Below are 11,685 nucleotides of genomic sequence, written 5' to 3'. Positions count from 1 at the left end.
AAGCAGTGGTCATCAGCGGAGGAGATCTCATCAAATTAATGCTTATTTAGTTGTCATAGCCGCAGTCTGCTCATCCATGTCGAAGATAACCGCATATGTCATGACTCACTCTCTTGACGATAGTTTCAGGCGTTGAATAAGCGTTTCTTCATCCAGCTGATACAAAGCATCCAATAGGTTCAGCTGTAAGCTACCGGGCCCTTTCGACTGCTCTGCGGCAATCTCACCGGCTACACCTAAAATCGCCGTAGCCGCCAACCCAGTCTCTTCGCCAACAGCGGCAAAAGCCCCTACGATGGCTGACAAAGTACATCCCATTCCCGTTACATAGGGCATCATTGCGTGCCCGTTGCGCAACAGGGTTTGCCCTTTTGGGGTCACAACAAAGTCTGTAGAACCAGATATGACAACACAACACTGATAAGCTTCCACTAAGTGTTGAGCGGCGCCAACAGCCGCTTCGCTTTCATCGAGTGCATCAACGCCTTTGTTTTGCCCTGTTTCTCCAGCTAAAGCGATAATTTCAGAGGCATTACCTCTAATAATCAACTTATTGGCTAGTTGCGCGATTTGACGTGAAGCTTCCGTTCGTAATTTGCTTGCACCACACCCTACCGGATCAAGCACGACACATTTATCACTGATATTTGCCTGTTCTACAGCAAACAGCATGCGGAGTTTCCACTGACTATCCAAGGTGCCAATATTAATCACCAAAGCACCAGAAAAAGACATCATTTCTGACATTTCTTCACGTGAGTGCGCCATGATTGGAGACGCGCCAATGGCAAGCAAGGCATTAGCGGTATTATTCATCACGACATAGTTTGTGATATTCACTACCAATGGTTTTTGCTGCCGAACGGCATTCAGGGCAGCAACAATAGGTTGGATACGAGTGTTACATTCTGTACTTTGAATTGTGGCAGGGTTTGGCATTCAAGCTCCTAGAACTGACGCACAGGAACTATATCAAGCCAAAAGTCTAAGATAAGCGAAGATCACAGCTATCATGGCAAGACTTATAGTTCCCTACGCCAGTGTTAACTGAATCAGGTTCAACGGGTCTCGCATGATACGATCTCAGCCTTCCGGCCCCCCGACTATGTGCCGGATAATAACACAAAAAGCTTCAATTGATAGAGTTATTCACAGTGAGCTCATTGAGCCAACTGACTATTCGTTTATAATGAGTGCCCTTCCAGTATATTTTCTTGCATCCCTGACATTCGAAGAATTTAGGAAAAAATTGCAACGTATTATCAGGAACTCGCCCTTTAAGTTTAAATTTATCAATAGGGTTTAATTCGCTATTACAATATGTACAACGAGTAAACGGTTTCAAGCTATTTTCCAACTGTAAATGATGGAGCACTTCTTTGACTTGCGTTTCGATATTATCACTTCTTACCCAATAGCCATGTGTAACGGCACTGTATTTAAAAATACCTTTATCCCTGGTAAGAATAATACGATTTTCTCGCAGAGAAATATCAACAATCTCGCTATCTTCAAATTGGTTATTATATAAAGTGTCAAAGCCAAGCAACCGTAGTTTGAGTGCCAACTTCCCCAAATTCACGTCAACAACAAACTTAGTATCTCGTAGCGGTTTGGGGCGAAGATGAGTGATGGGACTGATATCCAGCAACTCAAAAACCGGATACACGGATACTCTCTCATCACCTTTCAGTTTGTAGTCAAAGGTCACTGACACACCATCAATCACAATCAAATCGATCTCCGTATGCGGTACACCAATGGCTTCCACCGTATCTTTCACCGATGGTTTTCCGATATAGCTATAAGAAAACAGATGCTTACGCAGCTGCTGTGGCAGAAAATCGTTAAGCTCTTCGTAAAATCGAAAATATGATACTCGTGGTGTCGGCGCGTGTTGATCAACCATAAATCAAATATAAATGCCGTAACTCAGACAATTCAATCGTAGGCGAGCGTATGGATTAGGGCAAGAAAGCGGGCTGAGCTCAAACAGGAACTATAGCAACGAAACAATAATACAGCCTAACAAAGATGGAAGGCCTGAAATAAACATCTTCAGCCCGAAATGATAATTTTCTCTATATTGCTGATGCTTATCGGCTTTGACATCATACCCTGACACCATAGATTGTATTTTACGCTCTGCTCTATCGAGATCATAATTCTTACTTTTCTTACCACCGTCCCAGGTTAATCCTGCAATTCCCCATAAGACAATGCAGATATAAAACAAATAATCTGTCGGGTGATTGATAGAAAACTGAACAATTAACTGACTTAATAGCCAAACACTCAGAATAGCAATAATATTGGCAACAAGCATAAATTTAATAAGCCTCAGCACAACTACTCACCCTCCATTGAATAACATATAAGTCTTATACCCAAGCTACCTCAAGATGCTCGTTTCAGCAAGAATTACTTGGCTTGTAGGCTAGGCACCGATTAGAAAATCTAGTGGCTCTAAATTAATAATCGGTAACAAACAATAGATAATTAGAGGCAGCACCAAACGCTGCCTCTAATTCAAGAAGAAATGCCTTTTACTCACCGTAAATATCAAAGTTGAAATACTTCGATGCGATTTTATCGTAGGTACCGTTTTCACGAATGCTTTTGATAGCTTGGTTAAATTTGGCCGCAAGTTTCTTGTCTTTTAATCGCAATGCCAGCGCTGTTCCTTCTCCAATATAAGCCTTATCGGTAACGGCTTCGCCGGTGAAAGCAAACCCTTGGCCGCGCTCTTTCTCCAGGAATGCCAGTGCTAATTGATCTGAGTTACCAAACACCGCATCTAGTCGGCCACTTTGCAAATCGAGGTACACTTCATCCTGCCCGGTATAGCGGCGAATCGTCGCAACATCACCAAACTTGTCCGTTACGTAGCGGTCATGAATGGTACCTAGCTGGACACCAATACTTTTACCTTTCAGGCCAGCCTTGTCGATCGTTATCGCAGAAGATTTTTCAGTCACAAATCGCGCAGGCGTCTGATAATACTTATCGGTAAACAGTACCCGTTTCTTGCGCTCTTCGGTGATCCGCATCGAGGCCATAATGACATCAGACTTACGAGCCAGCAATGAAGGGATCAACCCGTCCCAGCTTTGGGTTACCCACTCACAATTAAGCTGAGCTTCCGCACAAAGTGCATCAGCAATTTCAATATCGAAACCCTGAGGCGTACCAGAGGCATCCTTGTAGTTAAACGGAGGATAAGTAAAGTCCGATGCCAGTCGCACAGACTTCTGCTGCGCCGCCTGCACAGTGCCGAAACTAGCCGCAGCAAGTACAATTCCCAAACATCCCAAGCGGATCACTTTCTTCATTATAAAATCCCTCTTATTTATATTCTTGTAACGCATTTAAGGTTTCGAGCATACTGCTTTTTGAACCAATCGAAATCCGAACACAATTTGCCAGTGCAGGCTCATGAACCTGATTGCGTGTGACTATCCCCTTGCTGAGTAAGTAGCTATACATACACTCTGCACTTGCAAAACGAATCAGAACAAAATTGGTAGCGGATACATACACCCTCTCGACAATGGCAAGCTTCTGTACTTCCTCGGCAAACCACTCTCGGGTCGAAATCAGTTCATCAGACTGAATTCGCATTTTTTGAATTCCATCGCTATCTAAGGCACGTAACGCAATCTCCGCAACGGGATCAGCGATGGGATAAGGGGCAATAAGTCTTGAGATATATTCCATTACACAGCTATCTGCCAGCAGAAAACCACATCGGATTGCGGCAAGGCCAAAGGCTTTCGACAAGGTTCGGATCACCACGAGATGAGGATATTGCTCAATCAGATTAATCACGCTGGTATCGGGCGCAAACTCAATATAAGCCTCATCAACAACAATCAGAGTTGACTCCTTTCCGGCTTCAAGCAAGGTAATGATATCGGCTTGATTAATTACATTCCCGGTCGGATTGTTGGGCGAACAAAGAAATAAGATCTTGGTTTCAGCTAGCTGCTTGGTTATCGAAGTCATATCAAGCTGGAAGTCATCTAACAGCGGAGCTTTTACCGCCTCGACCGCAATGGACTCAGCGCAAAACTCATACATCGCATAAGTCGGCGGGCAAATCATGATCTTGTCTGCACCGGGTTGGCAAAACGTTCTGATCATCAGATCAATAGCTTCATCCGCGCCGCGAACAGCCACTGCGTCACAGTTCAATGTGTCGCCGGCCCCCTGACAATATACCCTATAGGTATCAGCCAGTTCATGGGGCAGAAAATCAGGATAACGATGATATTCGCCATCCCCGGCACCATACCGACAACTTTGCTCCAGCTCATTGGCATTCAGCCACAAATGCCCACTCCCACCGATTCTTCGTGCAGACTGGTAAGGTATGAGCTTTTCTACTGTCTTTGGTACCAAGCGCGATGCTAACGATTTCACAGACAACCTCCAGCTCTGAATATTTTTCTATACAAAAAGACCAATTCTGAATTTGTATTCAATTTATAGGAATTAATTGTCTTTAATTCATCTTGAATTGATTATATGCAGAGCCAACTTGAAATCTGAATCGAAATCTCGGCATACTAGCCATGAGAAAATAGCATGGCTTGAGTGATGAATAATCGTACCCCGACAATGAAAGAGCTACAGTCCTTTTTAGTAACGGCCCAGCAGCTCAATTTCACCGCAGCAGCCCAGATCCTGAATATCACCCAAGGTGCTGTCAGCCGCCAAATCATCAGCCTTGAAGAAAGACTGAAAGTACGGCTATTCAACAGACATGCACGTGGCCTGACCCTGACAAGCAAAGGTCAGGAGTTTCTACCGCTGGTTGAAAATGCAGTGAATCACATCCACCGTGCGGTTGAGCAAGTTTCTAGCGACAAGCAGCAAATCAAACTCAAAGCCCCTAGCTGTATTACAGCTTGGTTGCTGCCAAAGTTGATGTCATTTCAGCAGGCCTACCCCGATATTGACATCGAGTTAACCTCAGCCATCAAGCACAATGTAAATTTTGCCTCCGAATCCTTTGATGCTGCGATTTGTTATGGCAAGCGGCCAAAGCAAAGCGCTCTCAACACCACCCTGTTATTTGAAGAGTCGCTCTCGCCGATGTGTTCGCCAAATCTGCTAAGTGGCAGCACCCAAACTCTTGATGCTGCAGAGATGACAAACTATACATGGCTACATGCAACACCTCAGAAGAGTGACTGGAGATTATGGTTGGCTTATTGTGGCGTCACATCTGCAACCAGTGAACAAGACCAACACTTTGCTACATTGGATTTAGCCGTAAGTGCTGCGATACAAGGTTTTGGCATTGCGGTTGGAGATATTATTCTGGCCAAACAAGACCTTGATTCTGGACGATTAATCCGACCGAATCCGATAGCCGTCAATTCGGGGAATGGCTATTACCTGGTCAGACCGACTAACATTCAAAATCCATCTCTGGATTTGCTTTTTGAATGGATAGTTGACTGAAGAATAAACGTGATAACTGCAGAGAAAGCTCGTACTTTCTCTGCATCAAATAGCAACTAACGTTACACCTGATCAATTACGCCTTTATTGGCTCACAGAAACTGACATCAGCAACTCGGGTCTCCGGATTATAGCTGTGGTACAGCTCGAAGCACGGCCTGTCGTCCACTTCCAATCCGGAAGCTACGATTTGTTCCATCAGGCTCTCCCAAAACGTACCGTACTGGCTTTGTTCCGTCACCGTCTCACGAATCGATGCATAGCTGCCTGCAGGCACTTTCTTTACTTCAATGCCCTGGCTACCCTCTGTATCTTCTGGCACTGTCAGGCAGATATCGGTACGGCACTTATCTGCCGGGGTTGCTTCGGGATTATCATGATAGATAAACACGCACTGACCATCCTGCAACCCTTTGGCACCCGCCCATTGGTACAGTTTTCCTAAAGCCGGCTCATAGTTTTCGCCATATGGCCCGGTAACACGCACATACGCCAGCCAGCGCTCTTCAAACAATTCAGTTTTCATGTTCTCACTCCTTTGTGGTTGATATCCAACACTATAATCCTCAGAGTGAAAGCTTTCGTGTCTAGGCTTGCGAAGAGTGTGTCCAATCTTGCTATTTCTCAACAGTACTGAATATTCCTCAAGCGTAGTGCAGTTTCGGATCTCGGTTGGAGTGAGTCCAAAATAGAGTCGAAATGCCTTGGCAAGACTTTGTGAGCTTGAAAAACCATGGTCGAGAGCAACTTCCATCACACTTACCTTCTTAAAGAACAGCTGCTGGGCCGCATTTTGCAGCTTTAAACGCTTGATATAACTAGCCAGTGTTTCCCCCGTCACAGCCTTAAAAATCCGGTGAAAATGATAAGGAGACAGGTTTGCCATCTCAGCAACCAGCTGCAAGTTGACTGATTCCTCATAGTGCTGTTCCAAATAGCGAATAACCGGGGTTAGCCGTTGTAAATAATCCATTCCACTCAGCTCTTTATCTTTTTTTGCCAAATTACGTCATTGTCATCGCATCATAAAACAGCGCTCCGCAAAATCAACCAACCTCCACAAAGATGCACAATACAAGGTAAGAAAGTAGGAAACGACTAAGCTTATAGAGTGTTAAACACTGCACAAACAACACTAAGGTTGGACTATGCTCGATTGGCTAAAAAACATCTTTTCTCCCAGACAGGATACAGCTGATGACAATCTGGTAGAGAAACAAACAGATGAACAAGAACTACGTGATAGTAACAAGCAGGAGAATATTGCCCGAGGTTCCTCTTCAGACGATGATGCCGACCAGTAAGGTGACATTGTCACATATGAGCGCGGGAGCCGAGCTGATATAATAGGGAATATTCTCGACAGAACCTGCTCGACTTCCGTGCCAGACAACACGCTCATAAATCCAGTTCAAACTATTAATCACGCGTATTCTTATCACACGCCTCCATCACACATCTAGGTCAGAGAAAGAGACTAACCAATCCTTCGGTGACAGGCCCGTTTTCTTCTTGAACGCCCGAGTAAAACCGGACGTATTACTATAGCCAACCTCATCGGCAACATGGCTAATAGAAATCCCTTTTTTCAGTAAGCTTTGCGCTACGCTGATTTTCCAGCCCAGAATATAATCCCCGGGCGGGACACCCAAAACCTGACGAAAAGTTTCAATAAACGTCGTTCGAGACATAGCCGCCTGCTGAGCCAACTCTGTCACTGATTCTGACAATCCGGGATTCTTGTGAATAGCCAACAGCACCGGCGCAAGTTTAGGGTGATTCATTCCTGCCAGCATTCCTTGCTTAACGACCCCTTGTGAAACCAGCTCGCGCATCAGCATCACAACCAATACTTCAGTTAACCTATCCATCACCAATGTTCGACCGTTCTTGCAGCTGTGTACCTCTTCAAACAAGCTACTCACTACCCCGCTTAATCCCGGACAATGAGCTAATGGAAGCAACACCATTTCTGGCAGCGTATTGGCTATCGGGTTATGCCTCCCAGCCCCATAACTAATTTCTGCGCAAACCACTTCAGCTCGATCGTCTTGATCAGCGAACAAACGGTGAGGGATGGATTGTGGGAACAGTAGCAAACTAGGTTCAGTTAACTGAACTTTCTCGCTGCCGTTTTTAACGACAGTGAGTTTGCCTGCCTTAAGCAAGTGCAAATGACCGACGGCATCTTGCGCTTGCTCAAACTGCGAGACCCCGCATAGCTGTCCCGAATAAAACACACCAGCTGATACCGAAAATCTGTTCAGCACCTCCGACAGCGGATCCATAACCATCTCCGTACGATTGGTATAAAAAACCGAATTATAGTATCTCTAAAGTTCGGAACTTGGATATAGATTATAGTTATTGCCAACCGGTAATTCGAAAACGGAGATTCACCATGAACATGTTCATTAAATTCTTGCGCCTCTTCGCAGTTACGGCTGTTATGAGCATTTCCACAGCTGCATTCAGTGCCGACATCGACGTAAGTGCCGATAACAACGATATCGCAATCAAAGGATATGACCCAGTTGCCTACTTTACCGAAAGCAAGGCACTCAAAGGCAACAAGGCTTTCACAGCTACCTATAAGAATGCCATCTACCAATTCAGCAGCGCAGACAACCGCGATGCCTTTAAAGCAGAACCCGATAAATACGCGCCGCAATATGGCGGTTACTGTGCTTTTGGGGTGGCGATGGGCAAAAAGTTTGAAACCGACCCGAATGCATGGAAAGTGGTTGATAACAAGCTATATCTGAACCTAGATAAGAGTGTTCAGAAACGCTGGCTGGAGGATGTACCGGGTTATATCAACACGGCCAATACTAACTGGAGCACTATTAAGACAGTCGAAGCCGATAAGCTGTAACAATCAACGTTCCTTCAACAGCTCGTATTTACAGTTCAAGTTTAGCCGCAATACTGCAACTTATGCTCTGGCACTTTGCCAGTGCTTAAGTTGCAGTATTCAATAACACCTCAAAGCTAACGGTTAGGGCTTTGCTGCACAATAAATCAACTTAAAACCCTAATAGCTAAAGGTAGCAAGATAGAAAAAAAACATACCAATAAGATTTAGAAAGATAAAAATCGGAGAAGCATCAAAGAACAACTCATAAATGGCTTTATCGATAAAGTCAGTTAATTTTTCAGCTTCATGTTCTGCTGGATTGTTAATAGAATAGTAAATCTTAATCGATGATCCTTTTGGGTACTTTTCAACTAAACTTTTTCCGCCGTCTCCATATCTCCTTATTTTTCTTGGAATATAGTATTTACCACTATATGATTTGCCATCCACGATATATGTGTATGTAATGAGAGCTTCTTTTGTTAAGTTCCCATCCTCTGCAAACATGCCATATTCTGACCAGGTAACTCTCCCTGTTACCGTATACTCTTCACTATATGCACCATACATTCGACGACAAGCATTTATATAAATGTAAAGAGTAAACACCCCAACAACAACTGTATATATCGCACCAAATGTACTAATGAAATACTCTTCATAAAATGTCATATTTATCAGTTTTCTTCCATTATATTTAAAACATCACTCATGAATACGCATAAATGCCTCAATGGAATATTTTACAATATTAGAGTAAAAAACCTAAAACCTTCTAAAACAACTGTTAAAGCAATCGATTAACTATACTGATTGAAGAGACTATGACAAATTTTACTTAGCCTAAAATCCAGAAATACAAGTAGTAAATATATTAAATGAGAACAATATGTTCCATTACGATACCAGCTCTAGCCACGTAGTAGCGCTAGAGCTGATATATTACTTTGCGATGATATCTACTGTTCAAACTTCATCTTAAGCACTCGATGACTGAACAAATGATTGATCTGTGAGTTGTCAAAAACGGATACACCGAAATGATAGGTTTTTGAAAGATCAGAAAACTGCACATCTTGCTCGTTAACCATCTCACCGGTTGTTACACGCTTGCGTTTAAACTCCAGCATCCACTTGCCGTCTTTCCACACACCGCTCGCACTGATATCACCGCGGGAGCCGGTAAACGGATTCACGATAATGGAGGCCAATCGATGGCCCGGCTTGAAGGTATCATAAAATAACACCTGATCTTCAGGGACGACCGCATAGCTGTCGGTTTCATTCCACATCCGTGTTCCCATCGCCGGTGCTAACTGATCATCAGTAATATTATCCGTATAACCACCGCCGGTTTTATGATCACTTTTTCGTCCCCAGTTTTTATTCACAACAGGGTCGATAGTTGAGTCAACATACTGATCATCGAATTGCCCTGTCAGCCCAGTACGGACAGCCTTCCAGTGCCACATATCTATTGTTTCCCCTTGCCTTGGTGTAAACTTCCTACCCGCTGATTTCTGTTGGACATCCGCCACTACACCACCAGCATCTGCCATATGACAGGCAATATCACATCCTTTCTTGTCAAAGCCTCTGGCGTTGATATTCCAATAGATACTCGCCTTATCCTCGTAGTAAGTATTTTCATGCCCTGTTTTATCAGGGTTCATTAAGCGCTTCCAGGTATTATCCTGTTGCTTTTCCCACGGATAGCGGGCAAGGCTCTTGGTCGGGTCATCCCACTGCACAAAAAAATAGACAAAATCATCATCATAAAGTGATTGAATTGAGTAGTTCGTTTCACGCATACCCTTGTAATCAACCGGTTCATAAGGAAGGTTATCCAAGACCAGCGTCAAAGGCGCGGCTTTTAGCCATGTACTTTCTGCTACACCATCCAATTCGATAGGCTGGTCAGTTTTATAGCTAATTAAGGTATTGGCAGCGAAAGATGAAAGTGTTGTCAACAGACCGATAGCGACGACTAAAGGCTTTGCTGTACCACCGAGATGTGTGCTCATTGTTCTTCTCCTCCTGCGTATGCACCAACTACTCAATAACTTTAGTGCACATCAAATGCTTTAGTAGAAAAACAAGCATTAATCGTGTTGAGCAATATTTCATATAAGCAGGCATTGATTTATATCAACTCAATATCGACTTTAACAGGTGAAAACAGCAGAGTTGACTACACTAATACTGCATCTCAATATGGCTTACAGGAGGCAATTATGAGCTTGATACCACGTGATTCATGGTTCGATTTCAATCAAATGTTTGATCATGCCTTTCCTACCCTAAGGCATAAATTTGATGTGGAGTCATTTTCACCGCGAATTGACATCGTCGAGAAAGAAGACAGCTTTGAAATCACTGCCGATTTACCCGGCGTGCGCAAGGAAGATATCTCCGTTCAAATCAACAGCGGAAATCTTACTATCGAAGCAACAACATCAAAAGATGAAGAACAGAAAGAAGGTGATAAGGTAATTCGCAAAGAGCGGTACGAAGGCAAGTTGATGCGAAGCTTCTACCTTGGACACAACCTCCAACATGAAACCGTTAGTGCATCATTCAAAGATGGCGTACTGAAAGTGGAAGTACCAAAAATTGAACCGACTCACCCAACCAGCGCAAGAATTGAAGTTAAATAATCCTCACCCTAAACAAGTTACACTGTTACTTTGGCCGATTAATTAATCGGCCTTCTTTTTTCCTAGCCTTATAAGGTCTAGATAATATGCTGCGGGCTACGGTATCATGAATGCATACAGACAATGAACCTAATGAAATCATAGCCATGGCTAAAGCAAAACCTGTTGTCACTATTGAAACTTACGGAATTCACACAACTTGGGATGCAGAATCAAAGCACCTTCCCAAAATCAAAACCTTCACCACTGATGTTCCTGCGGAAATAGATATCGAGTTCGGTTTCACCGTCAATATCAAAAAAGCCCGTGGCGAAAAGATCCGTTATTGTATCTACCACCCGAACATTACTGATGATTCCGGTGAAGTCATGGATCCATTTGACGGCGAACTGCATGTTCGCACCAATGACTGGGACTTCTACCTTGGCGATACCATTTGGGAGCCCATCACAAACAAGATTGGCAACTGGCGTATGACCATTGAAATGCGCGGCAAAGTCATCGCAGAGAAGACCTTTAATGTCTATGCCCGTGACGAAGCGGAGTTCTGGAAACGACGTGGATTTTAACGACACTAAAATCCACGATAAGCATTAGAAATGAACCTTGGCTCAAAGATGTTATGAGTTATATACATACTTGATCTCATAAATTATCGTTTCCCCTAAGAGCAAAGGTCACCCTTTTAAGGTGACCTTTAAT

General features: G+C 43.7%; 14 protein-coding genes and 1 riboswitch. Of the genes, 5 read left to right on the top strand and 9 right to left on the bottom strand.

Translation table 11 applies throughout. From position 1 onward, the window contains the following. Positions 1-105: 105 nt before the first annotated feature. From thiM to hisC, 5 genes are all read right to left on the bottom strand, one after another. Complete coding sequence (gene thiM, locus EIZ48_RS05635; RefSeq protein ID WP_160649144.1) at positions 106-939, bottom strand: hydroxyethylthiazole kinase; 834 nt, start codon at positions 937-939, stop codon at positions 106-108. A 73-nt stretch (positions 940-1,012) separates the two neighbouring features. Beyond that, positions 1,013-1,112, bottom strand: a riboswitch (TPP riboswitch). Between the two features lie 20 nt (positions 1,113-1,132). Further along, positions 1,133-1,909, bottom strand: a complete 777-nt coding sequence (locus EIZ48_RS05630) for a Mut7-C RNAse domain-containing protein (RefSeq protein WP_160649143.1) — start codon at positions 1,907-1,909, stop codon at positions 1,133-1,135. A gap of 90 nt (positions 1,910-1,999) precedes the next feature. Further along, a complete protein-coding gene (locus EIZ48_RS05625; RefSeq protein WP_160649142.1) occupies positions 2,000-2,347 on the bottom strand; it encodes a hypothetical protein in 348 nt (115 codons plus the stop codon). Between the two features lie 199 nt (positions 2,348-2,546). Beyond that, positions 2,547-3,332, bottom strand: a complete 786-nt coding sequence (locus EIZ48_RS05620; RefSeq protein ID WP_160649141.1) for an ABC transporter substrate-binding protein — start codon at positions 3,330-3,332, stop codon at positions 2,547-2,549. Between the two features lie 13 nt (positions 3,333-3,345). Beyond that, positions 3,346-4,422 carry a histidinol-phosphate transaminase gene (gene hisC, locus EIZ48_RS05615; RefSeq protein WP_160649140.1) on the bottom strand — a complete coding sequence of 359 codons (1,077 nt, stop codon included), beginning with the start codon at positions 4,420-4,422 and terminating at the stop codon, positions 3,346-3,348. Positions 4,423-4,599: 177 nt separating this feature from the next. On the opposite strand from hisC, the gene EIZ48_RS05610 reads away from it, so the two are divergent. Further along, a complete protein-coding gene (locus EIZ48_RS05610; RefSeq protein WP_160649139.1) occupies positions 4,600-5,469 on the top strand; it encodes a LysR substrate-binding domain-containing protein in 870 nt (289 codons plus the stop codon). A gap of 76 nt (positions 5,470-5,545) precedes the next feature. On the opposite strand, the gene EIZ48_RS05605 is transcribed toward EIZ48_RS05610, so the two are convergent. After that, positions 5,546-6,442, bottom strand: a complete 897-nt coding sequence (locus tag EIZ48_RS05605) for an AraC family transcriptional regulator (RefSeq protein ID WP_160649138.1) — start codon at positions 6,440-6,442, stop codon at positions 5,546-5,548. Positions 6,443-6,617: 175 nt separating this feature from the next. On the opposite strand from EIZ48_RS05605, the gene EIZ48_RS05600 reads away from it, so the two are divergent. After that, entirely contained in the window at positions 6,618-6,773 is a 156-nt protein-coding gene (locus EIZ48_RS05600) for a hypothetical protein (protein WP_160649137.1), read from the top strand. A 147-nt stretch (positions 6,774-6,920) separates the two neighbouring features. On the opposite strand, the gene EIZ48_RS05595 is transcribed toward EIZ48_RS05600, so the two are convergent. Then, positions 6,921-7,757 (bottom strand): AraC family transcriptional regulator, encoded by an 837-nt coding sequence (locus EIZ48_RS05595; RefSeq protein WP_160649135.1) that lies wholly within the window; start codon positions 7,755-7,757, stop codon positions 6,921-6,923. Between the two features lie 161 nt (positions 7,758-7,918). Here EIZ48_RS05595 and EIZ48_RS05590 point away from each other — a divergent pair, with 161 nt between their 5' ends. Beyond that, entirely contained in the window at positions 7,919-8,344 is a 426-nt protein-coding gene (locus EIZ48_RS05590; RefSeq protein WP_240152894.1) for a YHS domain-containing (seleno)protein, read from the top strand. A 159-nt stretch (positions 8,345-8,503) separates the two neighbouring features. On the opposite strand, the gene EIZ48_RS05585 is transcribed toward EIZ48_RS05590, so the two are convergent. Together EIZ48_RS05585 and EIZ48_RS05580 are read right to left on the bottom strand one after the other, a co-directional pair. Continuing rightward, positions 8,504-8,998 carry a DUF3592 domain-containing protein gene (locus EIZ48_RS05585; protein WP_160649131.1) on the bottom strand — a complete coding sequence of 165 codons (495 nt, stop codon included), beginning with the start codon at positions 8,996-8,998 and terminating at the stop codon, positions 8,504-8,506. A gap of 287 nt (positions 8,999-9,285) precedes the next feature. After that, the gene (locus EIZ48_RS05580; RefSeq protein ID WP_160649129.1) at positions 9,286-10,350 is read right to left on the bottom strand and encodes an ethylbenzene dehydrogenase-related protein; all 1,065 of its coding nucleotides are present in this window, start codon (positions 10,348-10,350) and stop codon (positions 9,286-9,288) included. A gap of 84 nt (positions 10,351-10,434) precedes the next feature. Between EIZ48_RS05580 and EIZ48_RS05575 the strand changes: the two genes are divergently transcribed. Beyond that, positions 10,435-10,983, top strand: a complete 549-nt coding sequence (locus tag EIZ48_RS05575; protein ID WP_338046898.1) for an Hsp20/alpha crystallin family protein — start codon at positions 10,435-10,437, stop codon at positions 10,981-10,983. A gap of 146 nt (positions 10,984-11,129) precedes the next feature. Continuing rightward, positions 11,130-11,552, top strand: coding sequence for a DUF3859 domain-containing protein (locus EIZ48_RS05570; protein ID WP_160649470.1), 423 nt, complete (start codon positions 11,130-11,132; stop codon positions 11,550-11,552). Positions 11,553-11,685 lie beyond the last annotated feature (133 nt).

The sequence above is a fragment of the Photobacterium alginatilyticum genome (assembly GCF_009910675.1).
Taxonomy (GTDB): Bacteria; Pseudomonadota; Gammaproteobacteria; order Enterobacterales; family Vibrionaceae; genus Photobacterium; species Photobacterium alginatilyticum.
Note: the sequence above shows the minus strand (reverse complement) of the source record. Positions and strands in the feature narration are given on the sequence as shown.